The following is a 22,005-nucleotide window of genomic DNA, read 5'->3' as shown; positions in this document are numbered from 1 at the left end:
AACACAAGAAACATGGAGCAAGGATGCCGGATTGCAGACGCAATGAATACGTATAACAGCGCACTAAGTATTATAAAATCTAAAGGCTATAAACTATTTTTTTATCCTAATAACACAGAGGATTTTCATGGTGATTTTATAGCGATCAAAGGATCCCGACAGTTTATGGGTAGTGATCCATTACGAGTATTAGGGTTGATATCAATTTGGGAAAATACCGGCGATGATTGGCAAAACAGTTTACACTTTGAAGAAGACATATACAATACAGTTTTATCCAGGGCTCTGCCCGATACCGTAGAGGATTATAATAAACTAACAAATATAGAATTTAACGATTTTGTAACCGATTATAGACTGTTCTTTAGGGAGATATTGGATAAGCCATTTCCCAAAAATCCCACTCGGAAAGAAATGTTTGATTTGATAGACCCGCTTTGTAATAAATGATAATGTAAAAATGAGGAGCATAAAAACCAAAATATACTTTGTTTTGGATACAAACTGGAAAAAGGACGTATACACTGTTTCCCGAGAGTATCCAGTTTGGATATGTAACTCCAAATCAAATGATATTCAAATAAACGATGTTTGGAAGAAGGATAATAATAGTTACCATCCTAATAAAGGGGTTACCGCATTCAAAATTAAAGATACTATTGAAGACACATTTTATAATACTCTGGGAGTCATAGATGATCATCATCAAAGCGGGTATTCAAATGTTAATGCATGGAACAAAATATATGTTTTTGGATTAGAATTTCAAAAAGTTAGAAAAACAGAAATAGAAGAAATACTCGGGTTTGAGGTTCAGGTCAATGTTTTGGATGATTGCTTCGAAATTATAAAAAACGATGTAAGAACAAATGGGTGAGGTTAAAGTAGAAATAGAACAAGCAATAAAAACATTACAATTAAAACAGACGGATATTTGTGAGGTAATAAATATAAAAAAACTGTATCTGGAATTGTTGGATTGCTTTGTGAAATCAGGAGACAGAAAATGGTGGTGGGAAGATTTTAAACAAGAAGCATTTTATTTTGTAGCGTATGAGAGACCTTTTGAAGAGCTAATCCATATTATCCCTAAAGAATCTGATACTGTTTGGCTTATGATAGAAGATGACCAAGAGGAGTATTATCCTATTTATAATTGTAAACCGGCTGTGATTGGTGAATTGATTGGAGAATGCTCTGCGTTTGAGTATTATGTGATCGATAAAAACAAACAATGGTTACTCTGCGAAAATCATAGTGACCAATTAATCGGAGTAGGAAAAGAGCTAAAAACATTAAATAGCAGTAGATTGAGATAATTAATTCTTTTTTTATGACTAAACCAGAACAATATCCACTAAAACTACAACAGGAAATAGATAGCAGAGCTAGTTTTATGAACACTACAAAATGGAAAGCTTTATTTTCAATATTAAAACAAACAAATCCACCCTGTATTGTAAAGGTAAAACTGCTTTTAGACGATAAAATACGAGAATTAACTTTGCCGGATACAGCAGATTTTATCCATAAAAAATACCTTGAAGAATGCTGGGGCGTGTTTGAGTTAAAAGAGATAGAATGGATATTAATCCCTTCGGAAATTAGTTCTGAAAGAAAAAATCGAGAAGAATCGTTAGCCCCAAAAATTAAGACTCAAAATATAGAATTCATAGAACAAGTACTACAAACAGGAAAGCAGTTTGAATATGAAATTGTTGAATCAGGATTAAAAATTTATGGATATAAATGAAGCTAATACTCACAGATAAAAACAACGAGCAAAAAACTGAAGTGCTTGTAGAAAGTTTTGAGGATAATTTGGTGCAAGGTGTTATTGTTTCACATTCATTTGATAACGATTTGATTCAAAAAATTACAGAGTTTGAAGAGCTTGTAAATAGTTTTTGTATAGGAGAATTGTTGGATGAGGTAACCGATCAATTAGATGCCTATAATTGGAAAGTAGAGGGTAAAGGCTGGACGGTTCATAATTTTCAGGTATTTGAACTAAAGGATATTTCATTTAGAATTAAAAAAAATGACAAATAAAGAATTTATAGCGCTAGTACAAGAATATATTGCAGAAGGAAATCACCATCTAAATAAAGATCGTGATATATTACTAGAATTTAAAAAATCTGGAGGCACGCAAGAAGTTGCTCAAAAATTGTTGGAAGAGTTAGCTTTCAACTTATCGGATAACGAAACCCTTCAAGACAGAGTATATGACCTATTAGATATTGTAACAGGTTGGTGCAGACCTGAGATAAGAGTTTGGAAATAAAAGGTTGGTAATGGATACAAAAAATTGGAAAATTGATGAGGATGGTATATATATGAAATCTGTTTCGCAGGTATATATCCCATGGCTGGAAAGGTCTTTTGAGGTTTGGGTGGATTTAGATACCGATCAGCAATGGTTTACTCCAAATCAAAAAGATGCCTTAGAGAAGTTTATCTTAATTTCTAATAAAGCAGCGTTATGCATCGAACTAGAAAAACTTTATCTTAATGAACTTAAAAAGAATACGATTAAGAAAATTGAATTTGTCGACATCCTGGAAACTATTAATTGGGAAGAAACTCAAATATGTATTCCAAAACATGCCCAATCAAAAAACAGATATGCTTTATTCCTTCCAGAAACAAAATGGAAACTTGTTGATGGGGATTATACGCTTGAGTTAGAATTGTTGTTCACAAATGATAAAATTGAATTATGTCAGGAAATGAGTGGATTGTGGTGTAGAACCGAATGGTTTGAATATTATTTGAAACGCGAATTTGATGTAAAGATTTAGTTTTAAAAAACCGTCAAATTAAGTTATTTTTCATAGGGTAAAGGAGAAAAATTGTATCGCTCTTTCGACAAGCTCAGATGACAAGGCTTTTTTTGAAAAATTTAAAATTAAAAATATGAAACGCATTATAAACAAAGAGATTTGAACAAGAATCAACAAAATTTGACGTCAGTAATAATTCGAAAAATGAAACATATTGCAACCTTTTTACTATTAGGAATATTTCTAGTCTATAATTCATGTGGCGAAAACTTGAATAATTATTATTCTGGAATTATTGTTGACGAACTAGGGAGACCTGTCCAATCTGTATTAGTTAAAGAAGATATTGCTGAGAAATATTCCAACAAAACTTTAACCGACAGCAACGGTTTTTTTAAAATGAACCGTACTAAAGGAATTTTTGCGGATTTACTATTATCAAAAAAAGGGTATCTTTCTGATACAGTTCCTGTGGTTTGGCATCAACATGGAGAAACAACTGAATTCTCCTCAATTATAAAAAAAGATTCTAGTCAAATAGTTATAAGAGGTGAAATAAATTCTGATTTAAAATTCGAAAGAAAAGTAATTGAAACCCCTCCATCATTTGACACAATTATTAATAGTAAATATTCATTGATAGAATTAAAAGGAACTTGGATTAAAAATGAAGCTAACGAATTAAATGGATTAAAATTTAGTGATAAAGGCTTATATGTTTTCGGGATACCTGAAAACCGAAATATTAGATATAATATCATTAATGATACGATTACTCTATATCGTGACAATTACTATTTCACAACCAAGGGAATAATTAAAAAACTAACTGAAAATGATTTATCAATTGAATGGACTAATAATCATATAATTAATTATACAAAAGTACAATAAAACTACTGCCAAAATTAGCTATAATTAGCTATAATTAGCTATAATTAGCACGGGTTTTGGTGATTGACCCAAAGTTTAGAGCTTTAAACCAAATCTTTTTGATTAAGCTTTATAAAGAAAAAGATAAAACAAAATTAAAAGTTTTGGCTAAGTTCTTAATCTAAAGCTCAGTATTTTTAATTCCCTTACTAACGATAGCCAATGCGTTATGTGCAATAACTAAAAATGAAGAAAATATTCATATACTGTTTTGATACATGGACATGGTGGAGACCAATTCTCTTTTGTGCTATTGCATTCGCACTTGTTGTGATTAATAAAATAATTAAGGTTGATGCTCTTGGAGTTGTAAGCTATTGGATAGTAGCTATTACTCTACTATTGCTGATAATCTCAGGTATTTATCAGCTAATCAAAAAACGTTGGTTTAAACCTGACAATAAGGATAAAGAAAGAAAACTCATAGACAAGATTTATAAAATTGAATTATGTCAGGAAATGAGTAGATTGTGGTGTAGAACAGAATGGTTTGAATACTATTTGAAACGCGAATTTGATGTAAGGACTTAGTTTTAAAAAGCCGTCAAATTGAGTTATTTTTCATAGGATAACGGAAAAATATTGTATTGCTATTTCGACAAGCTCAAGATGACAAGGCCTTTTGTTTGAAAATCACTCATACTGCCGTAAATTTTCTTATGTCGAGCACAAGTTTAAAAAGGCCAAAAAACATTTTATGAAAAACAAATTTACTACAACAGATTTTATAGCAGAACTCCAATTTTTAGCCACCGAGCAAGGAGGTAGAAAAAATCCTGTCGAATCCGGTTATAGACCGCATATAGAATTTGAAGGATATGCCGATTATATAACCTCAGGACAACAAAACTATATAGGGCAAGAAACAGTAGCTCCAGGAGAAACTGTACTGGCAGAGATTTCTATACTAAGCAAAGACTATTTTGCCAACCGATTATATGAAAATATGAAGTTTACATTTTGCGAAGGACCACATACAATGGGATATGGAAAAGTTATTGAAATTGTAAACAAGAACTTAAAAGCAAATGAAAAATAAATTTAATTTAAAAGTAAAAGTCAATTCTAAAAGACCAGACTTTAGAGTTTTTGCAAGTTATTTCTTTGGAGATGATTTATATAATTATGATTCTGATGGTAACAGTTTTACAGTAACAAGTAAAGACTGGACAGAATTGTATATGCGTAGCAGGAATAACGCCGATGTACATTTTGAAATTTCACCAGTTAATGAAAACCCTTTGGTCTTAAAAGTTGCTTCTGAAAAACCAGAGAATGTATACAGAATTGCTTATTTTTTAGCTAAAGAAACCAATGGAGAAGTAATCAATGAAAAAAATGAAACAGTATTGCGGGATAGCTTAAAAGAAAAAGTGGGCGATTTTAATTTAGAAGAGAGATTGTTGTTGGCAGATAAAAGTATTTGGCGGAAAGCAACAGAAGAGAACCCTTATCCTAATTTTAATAATAAAAAGTAACAATGAAATTAAGACCACTTATACAGATCCATGATGAGCAAGAGTTTTGGAGGGGAACACGTTTTAGGCAATACGAAGTTGGTTTAAATGTAGAAAGCAAGAAAGATGATTATTATGAATATATGTTAGCCGAAATCCCTGGAGAAAATTATATGCTATTAACCTGTGTAAAAGGTTATAAAGCAGGGATTGCCTTGGCATTGGTGAAAATGGCGGATGATAAATCAAGACGTGTCGTAAAAGGAAAGGCCGTTAAATATGCAATGGGAATAAAAGACACCTTTGTAATAGAAGAATAAATAAAACAAGAACGGATATTAGTTATAAGACTGCAAATATTGATTGAATATATTTTCTTACGATGTAGATACTTATACTTGTATAAGTTATATTTTTATTATAGAGACAAGATATACTCCATTAAAAATAGCCTTACAATATAATTAAGAAGAAATGAATAAAGAGGAATTTTATAATAATTTAATCAAAGCTACAGATACAGTATATCCTTTTACTGTTAAAATGGTTCTTAACAAACTTCCAGGTAACTTTAAGTATATTGTAAAAATAAAGTCAAATTTCAGAGAAGGACTAGAAGAAGGTGAAATGACTTTTCCTGATGTAGAAAAACTTAATCAAACCACAGCACCTATTGATGCTAAAAAAGTAGTTGAGATCCTATGGATGGATCACTTAATTCCAGAATGGATAAATATTCAAGTTGAGGATTATGATGAAAATTATACTTATTTATCCATGGAATGCTGTGGAAGGTATTCAAAACTTAAAAAGCACCTATATCATATAAAAGAAGGCTATCCACCTTTTCATTCATTAAGCCCGGAACTACCATCTGATGCATTGAATAAAAATGATGAGATAATCTCAAAATTTGATATAAACTGGAATAAAAAATAACTATGTGCAAAAACAAGAGATAAAAAAGCATTTTATACTAATCTTTTGTATAAAATAAATACAAATGAAAAATCATTTTGAGATAAGAGAAGTAAAAAAGAATGATAAAAAAATAAGTTTCGACTTTTTTATCGATGGAAAAGCATTGTCCGAATTGTTGAATATTAGTCGTTTTGATTTGGCGTATTGTGATTTTGATTTGGATATACTAGAGGTAGATACCTCTAAGTTTCCCAATTATGATAGAACAACACTCAACAAAAATGCAGTCTCCTGGTTTTTAGGAAATAACCAGCCCGATAATCAATTTGGAACAAACCGAATAGTACTGTATAGATGCCATTGTGGTAGTGATTATTGCGGAGTGGTTTCATTTATGTTAGACAAAAGAGATGATTTAGTAGTTTGGAAAGATATAACGTATGAAAATGATGATTTTGAAGATGAAAAAGAGATTAAAAGCAGGGGAATACAACCAATAACAGAACTAAGGTTTGACAGAAAGCAATATGAATTGGAATTTGAAAATTATATAGAAAAATACTGTGCTTAATGCGGTGCATCAAATTTTTAAATTTAGCTTAGAAATGGTATTAAAAAGAACATGAAGTACTACAAAGAAAAATTATATATCGAAAAAAATGGAGAGAAGGTATTCGGTAGAAAACTACCCGTAATTATCAACAATAATGGGTATTATCTATCGTATATAACCATATTTGAAGATGGATTGATTGATTGCTGGGGGGTAAAGGATATAGATCAAATCAAAAATGAAGTAAAATTAGGCAGGTTATTACAAACCATACCAGATAATGCTGAATTAAAATGCGGTTTAGGAACTATAAAAAGTTCAACGTTTATTCCCGAAAAAAGTAATGAAGACTTCATTAAAGAAATCGAAGATATTATTAATGCACTTAATAATCGCGATACCCGAAGAACCATTTGTGAGAAATTATTCAAAAATTATCTGATAGAACCATCAGAACTAAACTTAAAAAACCTAACAGATGCGTATAACGATTTACCCTCTCACCAAAAGGTGTTATTCGAATATATAGACGAGAAAGATCCTTTGTGTAATTTAATGAATGATCACGAAGAATGTACTTTAGCCTATAGAAAATCCGTATTAAAACATTATTTCAAGATTGAATTGTAAAAATATAAAAATGAAAAAAATAGTAACAAGTACCATTTTTACAGTAATAAGTATTGTTAGTGCCTTTAGCCAAACTAAAGACACCATTTTTAATGCTTATGTATCCGTTCGAAGTGAGGAAGTTAATTTTTCAAGCCTCAAGAAAATAGAGAATACTAAAATTGAAGACTATGAAGGGGTTTATTATTTTGGAGATTCTGAGTCTGAGTCTGAATTGAAAATAATTTACAGTAACGGTAAACTATTTGCTTGTTCAAAATATTATGATTGGGAAAATGATAATTGGGTACTAAAAAACGAACGAGAGCCTATTAAGTATGAGAAAGGAAAACTTTATATAACTGATAAAGCATACCAATTATATACCTGCGTAGATGATTCTAATTTATTCTTAAAAAAAGGGGATAAAGGGCTGGCTTCATTTTATAACGAGGTCGAAAATGGAAAAATACAACATTACCTACAATTTAATCAGCATAGTTTGATCGAAAAACCTTTAGGAAAATACCCCGAGACAAGTTTTATAGAATTAACCCCTCTTGATTTAGAAGGTTTTTCTAAAGAGGATTTACAAATTATGAGAAACGAAATTTTTGCTAGAAAAGGACATATTTTTAAACAAGATGGAGAAATGTACAACTATTTTTCACAAAAAGATTGGTATAATTTATTAGAAAAGTCAGCAAACCCAAGCCTGAACAGTATTGAAAAACATAACGTTAATCTTATCCGTTCATTAGAAAATAAGTAATATTTATACTTAACCTGGTAGAATAGAATTAAGGTAGCATAATTAAGATTTAATTTCTGAGTCCAAATGAAAAACCAACTTCAACAAATAGAAAAGCTACTAAACATAAAACTTGAAAAGTACGATTATAAAAACGAACATCAAGTAAATACGTACAGTACCTGGACACCGTTAGAAGGTATAAAAGAGTTAACGCTAGAAAACGTAAACATTGATGATATTAAGGTACTGCTACCGTTCTCAAAAAACTTACATATCTTAAAACTAATTAACTGCACCGTTGGTAATATCTGTGGACTATTTGATTTTGAAGACTTATGTAATCTAACTTTAGATAATATGGACATTCAGGATGTAGAAAAAGGCTACCCAAATAATAATTGCAGTACAGATTATAAGGGATGTTTGATGGAAATAAACCTGAATAACATGAAGATCGAGCATTTAGGTGTTTTACAACCAATGGCTTCAAATTTGGTTCATGTTTTTATAACAAACTGTACCATTCATAATTTTTATGAAGTCAATTTATTTCCTAAACTTTATGACTTGCGATTAGATAATGTGAACATTCACCAATCAGATAAGGATATTGCATATCAGTCGAACCCCGATAGAAATTTCACTTGGTTATACCTTTCTAATATGGAGTTTGAAGATATTAATTATTTTCTTCCAATATCAAAAGGAGTGCATGGCATTACACTCAATAATTGTACTATTGGTAGTATCCGGAAATTAATTGAATTTACCAGTTTACAAGAATTTGAAATAGATGCCTTAACCGTAATTAAAGAGGTAGAGTTAGTAAGAGAAAATACATTATCATTTAAGCTTAAAGAATGTATTATTTCAGCAAATGAAGAAGAAAATGATTCAAAAGAAGTAGCATTTAATATTGAAAAACTGGCTGCTTTAGCCAACAGCATAGAATCAATTACTTTTAAAAATGATCAAGTTTCTAATCTGGCATACTTTGTAAATTTTGAATCATTAAATGCACTAAAATTTGATCGGGTTACAGCTAGATTGCATGATTTTTTGCCCATAGCAGCACAAATTAATTCTCTGGATTTTTCAGAATCGACTATTAAAAACAGATCCCAAATAAAACACTTTATAAACTTAGAGATCCTTAAAATTAATGCAGACACCCAAGAGCAAAGTTTTAAAGACTTTAAAACACTCTTACCATTAAAACATCAATTAAAGAAATTTGATTTTTGGAATTTTTCTGATAGCGGTATTAAAAATTTAGCATTCATCAACCAGTTTACAGCATTAGAATCTGTTTTTATTTTATACGCTTCAAAAAAAGTGGCAAAAAGTGTTTTTACGCTACCCAATTTAAAAAAGTTGTCGATTAATATTCGAGCAAAAAAAACGCAAACATTTAATATAAAAACTCTTAAGAATATAGAAGAACTCTATATAGAAAATAATCATCAGATTACACTCAAAGGTCTTGCAAACCTTCAATATTTAAAAGTTTTAAGTTTAAAAGATTCTTGTAGTGCAAAAGGGATCCATAAAATTAAAAACCTTCAATATCTAAAAATAAATGAAGCCATAGATATAAGTGAGCTATCAGCAATAGATACGCTTACAAAATTAGAAATTGATGTTACGGATGATTATGAAATTCTGGGGTTAGAACAGTTTATCAACCTGCAAGAACTCTCTATAAAAGGAACAAACAACATAAAACTAGGGTATTTGCCCAATTTAAAAGTGTTAGATATTTCCAGCACATTCCCCAAAGAAATTGATTTTTTAGATTCGATACCTAATCTGGAAAAATTGTCTTTAGAAAACAACTGTCTAACCGAGGTAAAAGGGGTAGAAAAACTTACGAATTTAAAAATACTAACTATTTCAGATAATAATATTCAAAATATAGATGAATTGGTTTATCTAAAAAGTTTAGAGCAGTTGAATTTACACGGGAATAAAATTTCAGATATAAGTATATTAAACAACCTGCCTAATTTAAAACAAGTCAATTTATCAGACAATACCTTAGATGATAAGGAACTTTTAAAGCAATTGAACAAACCTGAAATAGCAGTTTTTTATGGAATAGCCAAAGTGCCTTTCTGGATATGGAAAGATCAGGACTTTGAATTGTAACAGGATTAAAAAATAATTAAGAATATGACATTAGAAGACATAAAAAAAGAAGCAGCACAATACAAATACGGTGATGTACAATCCTTATCCTTAAAAATCACTGAACTTAAAAACAAAGGCGTTTCATTTTTAGGTTGTGTAGCATTTGTACAGGTCAACCAAAATATTTCATTAAAAGAAGCTCGAGAATTAACGCTAAAATTAGATAGTTATACTAATGAAGAAAAAGAACGAATAGATTATTTTCATAAACTAATGCTTAGTGAATTTAATGAAGAAGAATAAAACAAACGAATATAAATCGTACCGATGCAAATATTGATTGCCTATATGTTTATTCAATTTAAAGGCTTACTATGTCAGCGAAAATAAAAACAACCTATACTACCAAAAGGCATTGATATTCTCTAAATATGTCGGGATAGCCGTAATAAAGGTACGTATGTAAATAAGCTTTCATCAAATGAAATGGATAAATAAAATAAAAATGAGGAAGCTAATTCATAGAAAGGAGACTTACCTATGGAAAAGAGCTCATTACCATCTTGACAACTCTGAACTCTCAAAATGTTCGGAGCTGGTTGTTATTTATCTGGAGAACTTTAAAAACTCACCTATTAAATTACATTTTCGAGAAGAAGATAGTGTATTGATAAACTCAAGAAATGAAAAAGGTAAATGGATGGTCGGTTATCCAGATTCAGGAGTTATTTGGTTTTCAGATACGGGAAAAACAGCAATTCAGGGAGAAAACTTAGATTGTAAACAGATAAATTTAAATAGACCGGCAATAATTATAAAGTTAATTGACTATTATTTATCTAATGGCTGGAAACCTATATCCGCCAAGCAAAGTTTTGTGGTAAATAATGCACTTGAAGTACTAGAGTTCATTGACTTTCCAAGAGAAAAAATAAAAACAACCGATACTACCAAAAGGCATTGATATTCCCTAAATATGTCGGGATATCTGCTATAAAGATGCATATATTAATAAGTTAACTACAAGTACAAAATTTGTTCCAATGAATTATTATGAAATTGAAAAATGGATACATGAAAATATAACAAAGAATGGAAGTTTTTCGCTTAGTATTTTTTCAAAAGAAGGGAAAATTTTTGAAACCCCTTTTGGATATTCGGAAGAGCATTCTGAAATAACTAATCTAAATGGATTTCTAACAAAAATCGGAAAATCTTTAACCAAAGTTAGACAAATTAAATCGGTTTTTTGGTTCAAAATAAATCTAATAGACAATGTTGTTTCCGATTTAGTCGGGTTAGGAAAAGTTTCAGATTTCAACGATTTAGAATTAATTTCAAGTTTAATCAAGTATGATAAAGCTGATCAAAACGGAGACGTGATTATTGGAGTTTTTGACAAATCAAAAGAATGGCTAATAAAACTTACAAATGACCAAGACAAAAATAGAGTCTATATACGTATATATGGACAAGGAAAAATAATTGAATTATTAAAAAATAAGGCCAGTAACTAATGCGATTTATAAAACATAGCCAATAAGTATAGCTCTAGAGATAAGGACTGGTATAAAGATATCTCCCTTGAAATACTAGAGGCTTCTTTTTATGATGAGTTAATTGAATTTTACAAAAAACCTGAAAATAAGACAATAAAAAAGTAGCAGAATTATGCAAAAGTATTGGGGTAAGTATAACAACAAAAGATTGATATAACACTATGAAAAAAACGACAGAAATAATAGAAAACCTACCAAAAATTATTTCAAATGGCCCCAATGATGAAACTAGGGAAATTTTAAAAAACTTAGGTCTTAATAAAATTGAAACTGACGAAGTTTTAGATATTATTAGTCAAGGAATTGGAAGAGCAGAATTATATAAAACAGGAATAAAACCAGAACAGTTTTCAAGCTATCTAGATGAAAATCTAATATTTCAAAAAACAATAGATTTAGCTACCAGCCCTGAAATTAAGTATGAAGTAAATTCCGATAATCTACATCCAAAATTGAAAAAAGTATTTAAAAATGACTCAAAAGAAAAAGTGGACTATGAAAAATTACTTTCAGAATTTAATAATTCCAAAAATGAAAATAGAGAAGATGCTTTGTATGACCTTATTGAATATAAATACCCCAAAGTTACTCTATTAATCGAAGATAGCTTATTTGATAAAGAGCTAATGGTACAAATTGTCGCGATACAAGGGATTAGTAAGAATATAGTAACACCAAGTCTCGAAAAAAAACTAATTGAACTATTTAAAAAAACAGAAAATCACACTTTAATATCAAACCTTACTCAAGTATTTAGTCAATTTAACATAAAAAAAGCCCTCCCATTTGTTATTGAAAAAATGAATTCTGAAAATTTGATGAATACTTATAATTGTATTATTTGTTTGGGAAATTTGGGAGACAGTCTTGTTATTGATACCTTAATTCCATTTAAAGAAATAAGAAAGACCCCCGAAATTTATGATGAAAATGGCTTCCTTTCACAAACAACACAATATTCGATTAGAAAAATAACCAAGAAAACCATTAAGAAGCTAAAAAAAAGATTTAACTAAACAATTATAATCTTAAAAGAGGCAGTCAAATGGAAAGATTATTTAATGAAGCAATTGATGGGAACATTTTTTTGGTGGCAGAAATAAATGCAAAAAAATGTATAAGTAGTACTAGGTTTTGTAAAGAATTCAGAAAGTCATTTATGCTTCCTGACAATCCTTACTATGATAATCATACAGGTGGAGATAATATTATAGATTTAGGGCATCATCATAATGAGAAAAATTATAAAGTAGTGGTTAAAAATTTTAAATCCCTCGATGATGACAAGCAAAAAGCTCTAATTATTGCAGAATTAAACTATTTTAGAGAATACTATAGTAAAATCCTTACTCAAAATACAAATAATTTCATAGTTGAGTATCGTTAATCAACTACGTGAATAAAAAAAGTCTTGTAAATTGGATGAAAAAATGAATAATTACAGAAAAATAATAGACACATTCAAATTAAGTAAAGATGAATCATTATTGATTGATTTTGGATGTATTGATAGTGGGAAATATAGTGACAAAAACTACTCGAATAGAAAAAATCTAATTTTAGAATTATACAGTAATTATTCTACTGAAGACAAACCATTAATCAAGTGGTTATTAAAAGAAGAATTAAAAGGGTTTGAATTTGATATTCCTGTTTACACAGCGGATTTATGCGCTTTTATGCTATACAAGTATATGCAACTGGTAGATATATATTATTTGTATGATGCCAAATTTGGTGCAGGTTCAGATAACGAAGCATATATTGATGTAGAATTGATTTTTGGGCGAAATAGAGAGGAGACTAAAGCATTCTTGAGGAATGAAAAAACACAAATAGAATTGAATAAAGAAATACTCGAAACTATTGAATGGTATGAGTCAAACCCCAATGCAAAATTTAAAAGTAGAGAAGAGTACATTACTTATTTTGAAACGGTAAAAGCAGATAACATAAAATCGGATTTAGAAGGATATTAAAAAGCACTATAGTATGGCATAAATGGCATTAAAAGACCATTTATTGGAACTGCTAGGTACAACATAAAATGACAATTATGAAAAAAATAATCACACTACTGACACTTTTAGCATTGCTGACAATTTCTTGTGATAGCGTAAAGAAAAAAACAAAAGAAACTATTAATAAAGGAGGTGAAACCATTGGTAAAACCGCAACCGAATTTTTTGAAGGCGTTTCAGAAGGAGTTGACAAAACACTTCAATGTGAATTAAACGTATCTCAAGACCTTATTAGCAAAGGGGTAAGAACGGGTAAATTCTCTATTGAAAACGACTCAGAAGGTGGGGAAAATAACCTCTTGACGCTATATCTCATTTTTGAAAAAGATATTGAAACGATATTGGTAATCAAAGCTTTTGATAAGAATAAGCTTGAAATAGGAAGAACAAAAATGAAAATTGAAGGCAAAGAAGGAAACGCAGGATATTTTGACTTTGTTTTTGATAAACGGACTTATATTGAAGTAAAAAGTACCATAACCATAGAGTAAAATCTGGGCTAACACTTTGTGAAAATGCATTAAAAAGCATTTTTTACTAACCGTTATTAAAAGCAATTAAAAAATCAACATTGGAGGATACTAACAAAAAACCATTCGAAACATTACATTCATTTCATACAGAAAATGAATTTGATGAAGCATTCTATAAAAAATTTGTAGCACCTTTTTATACGATACGTATTATAAATCTAATCAATTTTAAAAGCGATTATTTAAGCATCAAAACCGAAATAGATACTGATATCGTTAAAAAGATAATTGGGCAAAATAATTGGCGGGAAAGAATTGTTGGAGCATTTTTCTGCGCAATTGAAGATTTAACCGAATTTGAAGATATAATTGGAGTACATTTTCTAAAAAGTGAATTAGTTCATCAAGGGAAAGGATTTGCGTTAGCACTTGCAAGTTTTAACTCAAAAAAATCAATCGATTACCTAAAAAAATATCTTGACTATTATTTGACCAGAAAAGACTTGAAGTATGAACAAAATTATGCAATGTCCGCACTGAAATGGATTGATGAAAGAACAAAATCTGAACATACAAAAGAATATGAACAGAGATATTCTGAATGGGAAAAAGATGCTTCAAGAAAATTTGATTCTTATTATGATGAGTTTGTTCAACAAATGCTGATAATCGAAGAATTGAAAACAGCTGGTACCAAGCTATAAAACAAAGTTGGTAATACGAATTTAAAGAAGAATAACACAGATGGACAAACTTAAAAACATAGAAGAAGCACTCAATATAACGTTTGAAAAACACGACTATGACAAAGAACAAACCAATGTATACGAAACTTTTGGAGAGAATAGTAGAGTAACTTCATTAACCATTCAAAATATAAGTATTGACAATCTGGATCTCTTTCTACATTTAGTAAAAGAAATATCCAGATTAACCTTTGTCAATTGCACGATTAAGGATATTAGTGACTTAATTAAGTTTGAAATCCTACGTGAACTTACTTTAGATAAAGTAACTATTGGAAATATAGATGAGTTGTACAAGAACAAGATTTGTACTACTGCTTACGATGGTAATTTGAAACATATTAACATTAAGAATATGATCATTGACCATCTGGCGGTGTTACAACCTATGGCAAAAAAAATAGATCATATTTTTATTACAGATTGTATCATTCATAATTTTTATGAAGTCAATCTATTTCCAAAACTATACGATTTACGATTAAATGGAGTAACCATTAAGCAATCAGACAACGATGTTATTCATCAGGCAAAACCCGATAGAAATTTCATACAAATTAGCTTAAGAGATATGATATTTGATACTATAGATCTGTTTTTACCAATATCAGAAAATGTAAAACATATTTCCCTAAACGGATGTACCATAGATACGATTAAGAACATTCATCAATTTTCTAAGCTAGAAAGTTTAGGGATGGATTCTGGTACAGTTATTAAAGATCAGATACTATCTAAAGATAAATCAAGCACATTTATCCTAAATTACTGTAAAGTAGGAGAAGAAAGGTATTATCCAAAAGCAAAAGTCAACTTGCAAAACTTAGCGTCTATAGCACATTATATCAAAAACTTAGAGTTTCAGCAATACGCGCCTGATGATATGACGTTTTTACAACACTTTACCCAGCTCGAAAAATTAGAATTTGAATATAGTACCGTTACCATTAGTAATTTTATACCCATAGCACCTCAAATAAAAGAATTGTATTTCAGTCAATCAGAATTACAAGAAGGGGAACAACTAAAAGCATTTACGCAATTAGAAAAAATAACATTTTACACCAATCCACATGAAAAAGGATTGATAGATTTAAAAAAACTCTTACCGTTAAAACATCAACTAAAAAAATTAAAGATAGATGAAGATGAGGTAAAAAACATAGCACATATCCAAGAATTTACAGCTTTAGAATCCTTAGATATAACCGTAACCTCTATTGCCGAAGCAAAAAGTATTTTAGCATTTAAAACCCTTAAACGATTACGATTATTCATAGATATTGAACCCGAACCAGAAGATACAATAGCTATAGATGTAAGTACTATAACGAACATAGAGACTCTAGAACTTTGGTGTTATTTTTCTGTTGAATTGATAGGTATAGAACATCTTCAAAAGTTAAAAAACTTTACACTTTATGGAAATTTAAAAAACACAAGATTAGATACCTTACATAACCTAAAGTACTTACGATTAGATGAAGATACTGATATAAACGAAATACGTTCTATAAAATCTTTAAAAACACTAGTACTGGAAGCATCAGAAGAATCTAAAATTGATACTTTAGAACAATTTCCTAATTTAGAAAATGTGAAAATTAGCGGAACTTCTAAAATTAATTTAGGTAAACTGAGTAAAATTAAGGTGTTGAAAATACAATTGGATTTTAATTTTACCAACACAATATGCTTTGATAATCTAACCAGTCTTGAAAAACTAGACTTAAGTTGTTGTAATATAACTCACGTAAATAATTTAGAAAAACTTACTAACTTAAAGATTCTAGACCTTTCAGAAAATGGTACCATAGAAAATATAGATGGATTGCGAAATCTCAAAAAATTAGAGGAACTCAATTTATATGATAATAAAATTTCGGATATCAGTGTGTTAAATACATTGCCATGCTTAACAGAAGTCAATTTAGAAAGTAATGAATTAGACAAAAAAGAATTTTTAAAGCAATTGAACAAACCAGAAATAGCCATTTTTTATGGTTTGCCGTATGTGCCTTTTAGGATATGGGACGATCAATATTTTAAATTGTAAATAGTATAATGGATTTATACGAACGAATATAAGTTGCCAACCAGCGGATATGGATTAGCTATAGAATTATAAAAGAAATATGCTTAAAATTACAATATGCAAAACGCTTACAACTCATAAACAATGATACGATTAGATGAATCACATATTTGGAAAAAATTAAGCAGTCTATATGGGAACTCAGAAGTAATAATTTGATATCTGATGAACAAATAGAAACGCTATCAGATTGGGTAGATTGTATTTCATATATAATAATGAATTTATTAGAAGGAGCACCAGAAAAAGAGGCTTTTGAACATTATAATTATAATTTTATAGATAGTAAATAAACGAATGAAGAATAAAGAAGTGTATAAATGAAGATTAATTACAATAACATAATTGAGCTTTTAAACTCTGAATCAGAAAAGATAATTGAAGAGTTACGAATAGATAGTACACAAGAATTAGTTGATAAGAAAAGAAGTATCGATAATGCAATAAAGTGGTTAAGAAAAGGAATGGATAATCAAATTAATCCTGATTTGAAAATAGTTGTTATTCCTGAAAAAAAAACCAAAACTCCATCTTCCGAATATAGATTGATTGAAGACCAAGAATCGGATGAGAGGAAGCATTGGACAGAGGTTAAATTTAATGATGAAGAATTAAGACCAGTACCAGGGGATTTTTTAATTATGAAATAAAGGAGCAATAACGTATTATACTAATTTAGTTATAATATAAAAAAGATATCATATAAAGCCTGTTTCGCTAATCTTAGACATCCTTATTGATGAAGAAACACTAATAATATAGATAAGAAATGGAAAAGGTACTTAATGATATAAAAGGTTTTTTTACAGAGTTTCCCGAATATATCTACCTTATAATTGGGGTTGTTTTTCTGGTGCTTCTTATTGGAGCACTAAAAAACAAGAATTGGGCAATTGACCCTGAAAGTGGAAACCAAAGATTATTTTACCAGTGGTTTGGACACAAAGTTTTTAGAGTTTTCATTGGATTTGTTTACCTATTGGGAGCAATAGCAGGTTTTAGTGGGTTTTTCTTATATTTATAATAGTCGTGTGGTGAGATTATTAGATAATTTAGAAGCCCTAAAAAAGGTGCGTCTAAATTGATAGATATGTATTCTTTAAGATTTTGAAACGTCATTACATAAATCTACTAATATGATGAATAAACCAAGTAAAGGTGATTTTGTGAAAATTGGAAATGATATAGGAGTAATTATTCTTCTTGCAGGAGAAAAAGATACACCTTCTGAACATTTGGGTATTTGGTTTGGAGAAACAAACGAACAAGGAAACCCTAAATATAGAACAGTACCAATAGATTATTGTAAGAAATTAAACTCAATAGAAGGATATCATTAATTAGATGATATCAATGTAAAACAATATGAAACTAAAAACACCTATAGAAATTGACTTTTTAGAGTTTTTTAAAACAGGAAAGTTTGATTATTTAAAATTGGGGCAAACCAAAGAATGGATTATCAATAATTTTCCTGATCCAGATTGCTATGATGCCAGTTTTTTAACCGAAAAGGTAAATATCTGGACCTATGGGGGTATTGAACTTTTTTTTGAAAACGAAAAGCTCTACTTAATATTTTCAGACCATTGGTACGAAGGAAAATTATCTGATACTAAACAATTAAAATTCAACAAATGGATTTTTGAAGATATTAACAAACTCAATCTATTGTTTGTTTTAACCAAACTAAACGAACACAATATTGATTACAAAAAGAAAACAGACAACCTGGGTGTTTTGTTACGATTAAAAAGTGGAGTGGAGCTAACCTTTGATAACATAAACGATATTGAAGGATTAAGCACTAATCAATTTCATTTAACGTCATTTGGCTTGGTAGCAGAAAACCCATACCGTTGGAAAGAGTAAACTTTACCTATGAACCCTGGAGATAGATATCAAGAAATAATTAACGAAATGAAATCCGATGATAAACAAGTACAATGGAATACTATGGTAAAATGGTGCAACCTATGGATTGATGTCGATAAGAAAGCTTTAAAACCGTTACTTGACTTGATAAAAGAATTTAAGGAACTTGGCTATTGGAAAGTTTATTATCCAAGTCAATCACATTATGCACTAGGTCTTTCATTGGGTAAAGATTATAATGAAAGATATGATTTACCAATGGTGTACATTAGTTATAATGCAGAGGACGATAATTTTGCGATACAATATCAAAAGGGACAAGGAGGCAAAACTAGAAGAGTAGAATGCGGTAGTAAGGTATCCAATAGTAATTTTCAAGAAATTGAAAATTGGTTACACGATAAAAATAAAAATGGTAGACATCTGTAATATGATTAAAAGAGAAGTATTATTTCAAATCAAATAACTATATGGCAATACCTAAGAATAAGGATTTAAGAAAAATAACTGTAGATAATACTAGGTACTACTGGAGCATAAAATATGATGAAGATCATGGAATGATACAATGTAATATCGGGTTAGTTGATACACCAAATTTTAGATTTAGTTTTTCTTGTGGTGCTAATAATTCGCATATCAGTTATATACATAATGCGATTGAAGAAAAAGATGAAGTAGAAGCAGTAACTCCCAAATTAGTGGCTGAAGCAATAAAATTTGCCAATAATAATTTGGATTGGAAAAATCGTGGAATCAGTTCAATCATTTACAGCTCGAATGGGTTTAGCTTAGAATAAATAAAAAAATGAAACGAACATTAAGAAAATTAAAAATTTCTTCACAAAAGATGATGTTTAAATTTCTTAATGTGAGAACGGAGTGGTTACACACGTTCTCAATTTTATAATTAATTTATTGTTAGATAATTACTAAAATTTAAACGTGTGAAAAGCAAGTAAATATATAAAACGTATTTGATACTGAAAATTATGAACATCCCTACATTATATGTCGATTTTAATGCTATGATAGAATGCAATTTGGTACTGTTGTCAAAAACAGACTTCAAAAAAGATGCAATCGGAAATACAATTGAACTCAAAGAAGGTATGAAAATCTGTGTATATATGGATGATGAAGATGAATTTGGAAAACCAGATAATTTAATTGCCTGCGGAACCGTAGAAGAAAATAACAGTGGTGCATTTCAAACCTGTAAATGGAATATACGAATTGACAAAAATGGGATTCGTCACGAATCAGAACTATAAGTATGAAAAGTTTACTACTACATAGAACAAGTTTAGTAATTGTCTTATTATTCTTTTTTAAATCGAATAGTAATGCACAGGACAGCAATACGGTATATTTTGAGAATAACAAGATTGCAATAAAACAGCAAAATGACTCTATTTATTTTTATAATAGTTCAGGCGAATTAAGAAAAATCATTAATTTAAAAAACAAAAAATCTACCCCTTTTGGATTACCAAAAGAAGTTCAGGATATTATATACGATGGAGAAATTCCAGAAAGAATAAAAATATCCGAAGAAACATTCCCTGCCTATCTTTATACCCAGCGATACGTTGATGCAGGAATTGTACTTTGTTCTCAATACATTTTTTATAATAAATTAGGTTTAAAAACCGGATATAAAGAAATCTGTCCAAACGATTTAGCAGATGGTGAGGACAACCATTTTGGAGGAGAAAACCTATATAAATATAACAAGTACGGATTGCTTACAGAAACAGAAGGTATCCAATATAAATATAATAGCAATGGACAATTAGTCGAAAAATGTTATCAAAATACAAGATCAAAAAACACAGACTGTACTATAAAGTATGAGTACCAAAATGGTAAACTGATCGCATCCATAAGCAATTCAAAAACATCACCAAGCAATCTCAATTATGTATATAATGATAAAGGGCAGATATCAGAAATTATACAGAGTAGTAGATCCAAAATTGTTATTCAATACAACGACCAAAACAAAGTCGTTAGCCTGAGTGAAGTAAAAACATGGAGAGACAAAACAAACAAACGAACATATTTGACCTATCATTACAATGCTGAAAATAGAATAGAAAAAATTCAAATACACGGGCTATTCGACGATACGGATGATTATAGATTTATATATGATAGCAAAGGTAATTTAACCCAAAAGACCTTAAATGGAAAAATAATGGAGAGCTTTGATTATAATGATGATGGAACTTTAATATATATAGGAAACAATAAAAGATGGGGTGATGACAAAGGGTATGTAAAATATTAAAGAATTAGAATTAAAAAGTAAATAATATGGCTATCGGAAAACAAATACTATTGTCTTTATTAAGTGAATATTCGCAAAAAAAGACATCAAAGCAACAATTAGGGAAAGTTATAGAGCGTATCAAATCAGGCTTATTATTGCATGGCTCAACGGCAAAATTTATGTGGCCAACTGTAGAGCAATTAACTTGGGTAGAACAAACACCAGATATAGAACAAGGAGATGATGAAGTTAAAAAGCAAGGGTTAGGATTAAAAGATACGGATTTGCTACTTTCAGATTTATTTGGTTTAATAACCGAAAACGAAGAAATTCCCGGAAATATAAAAGAAATATATCCAGAACTCACAAAAGAAGCATATCAAGCAGGGACACATATCATTTGGTCATTATTAAAAGCCTTAGAATGGTCTAAAACTTATGAAGATGTAGAAAATTCGGGAACTCTGGATACAAACGAAAAAGAACGATTTTTAACTATTTACCAAAAGAAATTAGAGGAGTACAGAAATGATCCTGAAGATTATTCGTAAATAAATATGAAATATATACGCTACATTATAATAACAATTCTAGGATGTGTTACTACTTTCTTTATTTGGATGTATATACAAAGAGCAAACCTTGATTACAATACCGAAGGTAAGTTTCTATCCCTTGAAGAAGGTGTAGTGTATACCGAACAAGCAAAAGAAGTTTATGGAATTCTTGCGCTTTGTGGGCTCTTTTTACTGGGAGTACTTGTTTACAAATTGATAAGGAAATGATTATCACAACGGAGGTCATAGAAACCAAAAAAA

The 22,005-nt window shown here is 29.7% G+C and carries 37 protein-coding genes; all 37 read left to right on the top strand.

Annotated elements, in window-relative coordinates; all coding sequences use genetic code 11:
• Positions 1 to 12 precede the first annotated feature (12 nt).
• The 37 genes from ACZIYX_RS05700 to ACZIYX_RS05520 all read left to right on the top strand — a co-directional run bounded on the left by ACZIYX_RS05700 (position 13) and on the right by ACZIYX_RS05520 (position 21,972).
• On the top strand, positions 13 to 450 hold the full coding sequence (locus tag ACZIYX_RS05700) for a hypothetical protein (protein ID WP_462681243.1): 438 nt from the start codon (positions 13 to 15) through the stop codon (positions 448 to 450).
• 10 nt (positions 451 to 460) lie between these two features.
• Positions 461 to 877, top strand: a complete 417-nt coding sequence (locus ACZIYX_RS05695) for a hypothetical protein (protein ID WP_462681242.1) — start codon at positions 461 to 463, stop codon at positions 875 to 877.
• The gene (locus ACZIYX_RS05690; protein ID WP_462681241.1) at positions 870 to 1,319 is read left to right on the top strand and encodes a DUF6756 family protein; all 450 of its coding nucleotides are present in this window, start codon (positions 870 to 872) and stop codon (positions 1,317 to 1,319) included. The genes ACZIYX_RS05695 and ACZIYX_RS05690 overlap by 8 nt, the downstream gene beginning before the upstream one ends.
• A gap of 14 nt (positions 1,320 to 1,333) precedes the next feature.
• The gene (locus tag ACZIYX_RS05685) at positions 1,334 to 1,753 is read left to right on the top strand and encodes a DUF6678 family protein (RefSeq protein ID WP_462681240.1); all 420 of its coding nucleotides are present in this window, start codon (positions 1,334 to 1,336) and stop codon (positions 1,751 to 1,753) included.
• Positions 1,750 to 2,052: a hypothetical protein gene (locus tag ACZIYX_RS05680; RefSeq protein WP_462681239.1), complete on the top strand. Its 303-nt coding sequence runs from the start codon at positions 1,750 to 1,752 to the stop codon at positions 2,050 to 2,052. Before ACZIYX_RS05685 ends, ACZIYX_RS05680 begins: the two co-directional genes overlap by 4 nt.
• Positions 2,042 to 2,287, top strand: coding sequence for a hypothetical protein (locus ACZIYX_RS05675; RefSeq protein ID WP_462681238.1), 246 nt, complete (start codon positions 2,042 to 2,044; stop codon positions 2,285 to 2,287). Before ACZIYX_RS05680 ends, ACZIYX_RS05675 begins: the two co-directional genes overlap by 11 nt.
• Positions 2,288 to 2,297: 10 nt before the next feature.
• Positions 2,298 to 2,804, top strand: a complete 507-nt coding sequence (locus tag ACZIYX_RS05670; protein ID WP_462681237.1) for a hypothetical protein — start codon at positions 2,298 to 2,300, stop codon at positions 2,802 to 2,804.
• Between the two features lie 186 nt (positions 2,805 to 2,990).
• Entirely contained in the window at positions 2,991 to 3,680 is a 690-nt protein-coding gene (locus ACZIYX_RS05665; RefSeq protein ID WP_462681236.1) for a hypothetical protein, read from the top strand.
• A 225-nt stretch (positions 3,681 to 3,905) separates the two neighbouring features.
• Positions 3,906 to 4,250 (top strand): hypothetical protein, encoded by a 345-nt coding sequence (locus tag ACZIYX_RS05660; RefSeq protein ID WP_462681235.1) that lies wholly within the window; start codon positions 3,906 to 3,908, stop codon positions 4,248 to 4,250.
• Between the two features lie 166 nt (positions 4,251 to 4,416).
• A complete protein-coding gene (locus tag ACZIYX_RS05655) occupies positions 4,417 to 4,758 on the top strand; it encodes an EF-Tu C-terminal domain-related protein (protein ID WP_462681234.1) in 342 nt (113 codons plus the stop codon).
• Complete coding sequence (locus ACZIYX_RS05650; protein WP_462681233.1) at positions 4,748 to 5,197, top strand: hypothetical protein; 450 nt, start codon at positions 4,748 to 4,750, stop codon at positions 5,195 to 5,197. The genes ACZIYX_RS05655 and ACZIYX_RS05650 overlap by 11 nt, the downstream gene beginning before the upstream one ends.
• Before the next feature lie 2 nt (positions 5,198 to 5,199).
• On the top strand, positions 5,200 to 5,496 hold the full coding sequence (locus tag ACZIYX_RS05645; RefSeq protein ID WP_462681232.1) for a hypothetical protein: 297 nt from the start codon (positions 5,200 to 5,202) through the stop codon (positions 5,494 to 5,496).
• Between the two features lie 154 nt (positions 5,497 to 5,650).
• A complete protein-coding gene (locus ACZIYX_RS05640; protein WP_462681231.1) occupies positions 5,651 to 6,115 on the top strand; it encodes a hypothetical protein in 465 nt (154 codons plus the stop codon).
• A gap of 64 nt (positions 6,116 to 6,179) precedes the next feature.
• The gene (locus tag ACZIYX_RS05635; RefSeq protein WP_462681230.1) at positions 6,180 to 6,668 is read left to right on the top strand and encodes a hypothetical protein; all 489 of its coding nucleotides are present in this window, start codon (positions 6,180 to 6,182) and stop codon (positions 6,666 to 6,668) included.
• 51 nt (positions 6,669 to 6,719) lie between these two features.
• Positions 6,720 to 7,280: a DUF7638 domain-containing protein gene (locus tag ACZIYX_RS05630; RefSeq protein WP_462681229.1), complete on the top strand. Its 561-nt coding sequence runs from the start codon at positions 6,720 to 6,722 to the stop codon at positions 7,278 to 7,280.
• A gap of 10 nt (positions 7,281 to 7,290) precedes the next feature.
• On the top strand, positions 7,291 to 8,031 hold the full coding sequence (locus tag ACZIYX_RS05625; RefSeq protein ID WP_462681228.1) for a YARHG domain-containing protein: 741 nt from the start codon (positions 7,291 to 7,293) through the stop codon (positions 8,029 to 8,031).
• Between the two features lie 66 nt (positions 8,032 to 8,097).
• Positions 8,098 to 10,161, top strand: coding sequence for a leucine-rich repeat domain-containing protein (locus ACZIYX_RS05620; RefSeq protein WP_462681227.1), 2,064 nt, complete (start codon positions 8,098 to 8,100; stop codon positions 10,159 to 10,161).
• 24 nt (positions 10,162 to 10,185) lie between these two features.
• Positions 10,186 to 10,446 carry a hypothetical protein gene (locus ACZIYX_RS05615; RefSeq protein WP_462681226.1) on the top strand — a complete coding sequence of 87 codons (261 nt, stop codon included), beginning with the start codon at positions 10,186 to 10,188 and terminating at the stop codon, positions 10,444 to 10,446.
• A gap of 178 nt (positions 10,447 to 10,624) precedes the next feature.
• Positions 10,625 to 11,107: a hypothetical protein gene (locus ACZIYX_RS05610; RefSeq protein ID WP_462681225.1), complete on the top strand. Its 483-nt coding sequence runs from the start codon at positions 10,625 to 10,627 to the stop codon at positions 11,105 to 11,107.
• Positions 11,108 to 11,186: 79 nt separating this feature from the next.
• Positions 11,187 to 11,660 carry a hypothetical protein gene (locus tag ACZIYX_RS05605; protein ID WP_462681224.1) on the top strand — a complete coding sequence of 158 codons (474 nt, stop codon included), beginning with the start codon at positions 11,187 to 11,189 and terminating at the stop codon, positions 11,658 to 11,660.
• 203 nt (positions 11,661 to 11,863) lie between these two features.
• Positions 11,864 to 12,718, top strand: a complete 855-nt coding sequence (locus ACZIYX_RS05600) for a hypothetical protein (RefSeq protein ID WP_462681223.1) — start codon at positions 11,864 to 11,866, stop codon at positions 12,716 to 12,718.
• A gap of 29 nt (positions 12,719 to 12,747) precedes the next feature.
• Positions 12,748 to 13,089 carry a hypothetical protein gene (locus ACZIYX_RS05595; protein ID WP_462681222.1) on the top strand — a complete coding sequence of 114 codons (342 nt, stop codon included), beginning with the start codon at positions 12,748 to 12,750 and terminating at the stop codon, positions 13,087 to 13,089.
• Between the two features lie 43 nt (positions 13,090 to 13,132).
• Entirely contained in the window at positions 13,133 to 13,681 is a 549-nt protein-coding gene (locus tag ACZIYX_RS05590; protein ID WP_462681221.1) for a hypothetical protein, read from the top strand.
• Positions 13,682 to 13,758: 77 nt separating this feature from the next.
• On the top strand, positions 13,759 to 14,214 hold the full coding sequence (locus ACZIYX_RS05585; RefSeq protein ID WP_462681220.1) for a hypothetical protein: 456 nt from the start codon (positions 13,759 to 13,761) through the stop codon (positions 14,212 to 14,214).
• 80 nt (positions 14,215 to 14,294) lie between these two features.
• Complete coding sequence (locus tag ACZIYX_RS05580) at positions 14,295 to 14,900, top strand: DUF6000 family protein (RefSeq protein ID WP_462681219.1); 606 nt, start codon at positions 14,295 to 14,297, stop codon at positions 14,898 to 14,900.
• A gap of 40 nt (positions 14,901 to 14,940) precedes the next feature.
• Positions 14,941 to 16,998, top strand: coding sequence for a leucine-rich repeat domain-containing protein (locus tag ACZIYX_RS05575; protein ID WP_462681218.1), 2,058 nt, complete (start codon positions 14,941 to 14,943; stop codon positions 16,996 to 16,998).
• Positions 16,999 to 17,147: 149 nt separating this feature from the next.
• Positions 17,148 to 17,330 (top strand): hypothetical protein, encoded by a 183-nt coding sequence (locus ACZIYX_RS05570; RefSeq protein ID WP_462681217.1) that lies wholly within the window; start codon positions 17,148 to 17,150, stop codon positions 17,328 to 17,330.
• A 27-nt stretch (positions 17,331 to 17,357) separates the two neighbouring features.
• Positions 17,358 to 17,687 (top strand): hypothetical protein, encoded by a 330-nt coding sequence (locus tag ACZIYX_RS05565; protein WP_462681216.1) that lies wholly within the window; start codon positions 17,358 to 17,360, stop codon positions 17,685 to 17,687.
• A gap of 119 nt (positions 17,688 to 17,806) precedes the next feature.
• A complete protein-coding gene (locus ACZIYX_RS05560; RefSeq protein WP_462681215.1) occupies positions 17,807 to 18,061 on the top strand; it encodes an immunity 17 family protein in 255 nt (84 codons plus the stop codon).
• A gap of 112 nt (positions 18,062 to 18,173) precedes the next feature.
• Positions 18,174 to 18,377 carry a hypothetical protein gene (locus ACZIYX_RS05555; RefSeq protein ID WP_462681214.1) on the top strand — a complete coding sequence of 68 codons (204 nt, stop codon included), beginning with the start codon at positions 18,174 to 18,176 and terminating at the stop codon, positions 18,375 to 18,377.
• Positions 18,378 to 18,402: 25 nt separating this feature from the next.
• On the top strand, positions 18,403 to 18,909 hold the full coding sequence (locus ACZIYX_RS05550) for a hypothetical protein (protein ID WP_462681213.1): 507 nt from the start codon (positions 18,403 to 18,405) through the stop codon (positions 18,907 to 18,909).
• A gap of 9 nt (positions 18,910 to 18,918) precedes the next feature.
• Positions 18,919 to 19,341: a hypothetical protein gene (locus ACZIYX_RS05545; protein ID WP_462681212.1), complete on the top strand. Its 423-nt coding sequence runs from the start codon at positions 18,919 to 18,921 to the stop codon at positions 19,339 to 19,341.
• Positions 19,342 to 19,382: 41 nt separating this feature from the next.
• A complete protein-coding gene (locus ACZIYX_RS05540; RefSeq protein WP_462681211.1) occupies positions 19,383 to 19,712 on the top strand; it encodes a hypothetical protein in 330 nt (109 codons plus the stop codon).
• A 192-nt stretch (positions 19,713 to 19,904) separates the two neighbouring features.
• Positions 19,905 to 20,186, top strand: a complete 282-nt coding sequence (locus tag ACZIYX_RS05535; protein WP_462681210.1) for a hypothetical protein — start codon at positions 19,905 to 19,907, stop codon at positions 20,184 to 20,186.
• Between the two features lie 2 nt (positions 20,187 to 20,188).
• Positions 20,189 to 21,205: a hypothetical protein gene (locus ACZIYX_RS05530; RefSeq protein WP_462681209.1), complete on the top strand. Its 1,017-nt coding sequence runs from the start codon at positions 20,189 to 20,191 to the stop codon at positions 21,203 to 21,205.
• Between the two features lie 26 nt (positions 21,206 to 21,231).
• A complete protein-coding gene (locus ACZIYX_RS05525) occupies positions 21,232 to 21,738 on the top strand; it encodes a hypothetical protein (protein WP_462681208.1) in 507 nt (168 codons plus the stop codon).
• A 6-nt stretch (positions 21,739 to 21,744) separates the two neighbouring features.
• Positions 21,745 to 21,972 (top strand): hypothetical protein, encoded by a 228-nt coding sequence (locus ACZIYX_RS05520; RefSeq protein ID WP_462681207.1) that lies wholly within the window; start codon positions 21,745 to 21,747, stop codon positions 21,970 to 21,972.
• The last annotated feature ends 33 nt before the right edge of the window (positions 21,973 to 22,005 follow it).

Source organism: Aquimarina sp., assembly GCF_977115655.1.
The sequence above is the reverse complement of the archived record's forward strand: the minus strand, read 5'-3'. Positions and strand labels throughout refer to the sequence as shown.

Coding starts and splice junctions, on each gene's coding strand:
- ACZIYX_RS05665 (WP_462681236.1), top strand. CDS start 2,991: ATGAAACATATTGCAACCTTTTTACTATTAGGAATATTTCTAGTCTAT.
- ACZIYX_RS05620 (WP_462681227.1), top strand. CDS start 8,098: ATGAAAAACCAACTTCAACAAATAGAAAAGCTACTAAACATAAAACTT.
- ACZIYX_RS05560 (WP_462681215.1), top strand. CDS start 17,807: ATGGAAAAGGTACTTAATGATATAAAAGGTTTTTTTACAGAGTTTCCC.
- ACZIYX_RS05645 (WP_462681232.1), top strand. CDS start 5,200: ATGAAATTAAGACCACTTATACAGATCCATGATGAGCAAGAGTTTTGG.
- ACZIYX_RS05525 (WP_462681208.1), top strand. CDS start 21,232: ATGGCTATCGGAAAACAAATACTATTGTCTTTATTAAGTGAATATTCG.
- ACZIYX_RS05695 (WP_462681242.1), top strand. CDS start 461: ATGAGGAGCATAAAAACCAAAATATACTTTGTTTTGGATACAAACTGG.
- ACZIYX_RS05670 (WP_462681237.1), top strand. CDS start 2,298: ATGGATACAAAAAATTGGAAAATTGATGAGGATGGTATATATATGAAA.
- ACZIYX_RS05650 (WP_462681233.1), top strand. CDS start 4,748: ATGAAAAATAAATTTAATTTAAAAGTAAAAGTCAATTCTAAAAGACCA.
- ACZIYX_RS05575 (WP_462681218.1), top strand. CDS start 14,941: ATGGACAAACTTAAAAACATAGAAGAAGCACTCAATATAACGTTTGAA.
- ACZIYX_RS05630 (WP_462681229.1), top strand. CDS start 6,720: ATGAAGTACTACAAAGAAAAATTATATATCGAAAAAAATGGAGAGAAG.
- ACZIYX_RS05535 (WP_462681210.1), top strand. CDS start 19,905: ATGAACATCCCTACATTATATGTCGATTTTAATGCTATGATAGAATGC.
- ACZIYX_RS05635 (WP_462681230.1), top strand. CDS start 6,180: ATGAAAAATCATTTTGAGATAAGAGAAGTAAAAAAGAATGATAAAAAA.
- ACZIYX_RS05530 (WP_462681209.1), top strand. CDS start 20,189: ATGAAAAGTTTACTACTACATAGAACAAGTTTAGTAATTGTCTTATTA.
- ACZIYX_RS05640 (WP_462681231.1), top strand. CDS start 5,651: ATGAATAAAGAGGAATTTTATAATAATTTAATCAAAGCTACAGATACA.
- ACZIYX_RS05600 (WP_462681223.1), top strand. CDS start 11,864: ATGAAAAAAACGACAGAAATAATAGAAAACCTACCAAAAATTATTTCA.
- ACZIYX_RS05550 (WP_462681213.1), top strand. CDS start 18,403: ATGAAACTAAAAACACCTATAGAAATTGACTTTTTAGAGTTTTTTAAA.
- ACZIYX_RS05605 (WP_462681224.1), top strand. CDS start 11,187: ATGAATTATTATGAAATTGAAAAATGGATACATGAAAATATAACAAAG.
- ACZIYX_RS05680 (WP_462681239.1), top strand. CDS start 1,750: ATGAAGCTAATACTCACAGATAAAAACAACGAGCAAAAAACTGAAGTG.
- ACZIYX_RS05685 (WP_462681240.1), top strand. CDS start 1,334: ATGACTAAACCAGAACAATATCCACTAAAACTACAACAGGAAATAGAT.
- ACZIYX_RS05655 (WP_462681234.1), top strand. CDS start 4,417: ATGAAAAACAAATTTACTACAACAGATTTTATAGCAGAACTCCAATTT.
- ACZIYX_RS05565 (WP_462681216.1), top strand. CDS start 17,358: ATGAAGATTAATTACAATAACATAATTGAGCTTTTAAACTCTGAATCA.
- ACZIYX_RS05545 (WP_462681212.1), top strand. CDS start 18,919: ATGAACCCTGGAGATAGATATCAAGAAATAATTAACGAAATGAAATCC.
- ACZIYX_RS05690 (WP_462681241.1), top strand. CDS start 870: ATGGGTGAGGTTAAAGTAGAAATAGAACAAGCAATAAAAACATTACAA.
- ACZIYX_RS05555 (WP_462681214.1), top strand. CDS start 18,174: ATGATGAATAAACCAAGTAAAGGTGATTTTGTGAAAATTGGAAATGAT.
- ACZIYX_RS05615 (WP_462681226.1), top strand. CDS start 10,186: ATGACATTAGAAGACATAAAAAAAGAAGCAGCACAATACAAATACGGT.
- ACZIYX_RS05675 (WP_462681238.1), top strand. CDS start 2,042: ATGACAAATAAAGAATTTATAGCGCTAGTACAAGAATATATTGCAGAA.
- ACZIYX_RS05585 (WP_462681220.1), top strand. CDS start 13,759: ATGAAAAAAATAATCACACTACTGACACTTTTAGCATTGCTGACAATT.
- ACZIYX_RS05625 (WP_462681228.1), top strand. CDS start 7,291: ATGAAAAAAATAGTAACAAGTACCATTTTTACAGTAATAAGTATTGTT.
- ACZIYX_RS05610 (WP_462681225.1), top strand. CDS start 10,625: ATGAAATGGATAAATAAAATAAAAATGAGGAAGCTAATTCATAGAAAG.
- ACZIYX_RS05540 (WP_462681211.1), top strand. CDS start 19,383: ATGGCAATACCTAAGAATAAGGATTTAAGAAAAATAACTGTAGATAAT.
- ACZIYX_RS05595 (WP_462681222.1), top strand. CDS start 12,748: ATGGAAAGATTATTTAATGAAGCAATTGATGGGAACATTTTTTTGGTG.
- ACZIYX_RS05520 (WP_462681207.1), top strand. CDS start 21,745: ATGAAATATATACGCTACATTATAATAACAATTCTAGGATGTGTTACT.
- ACZIYX_RS05590 (WP_462681221.1), top strand. CDS start 13,133: ATGAATAATTACAGAAAAATAATAGACACATTCAAATTAAGTAAAGAT.
- ACZIYX_RS05660 (WP_462681235.1), top strand. CDS start 3,906: ATGAAGAAAATATTCATATACTGTTTTGATACATGGACATGGTGGAGA.
- ACZIYX_RS05700 (WP_462681243.1), top strand. CDS start 13: ATGGAGCAAGGATGCCGGATTGCAGACGCAATGAATACGTATAACAGC.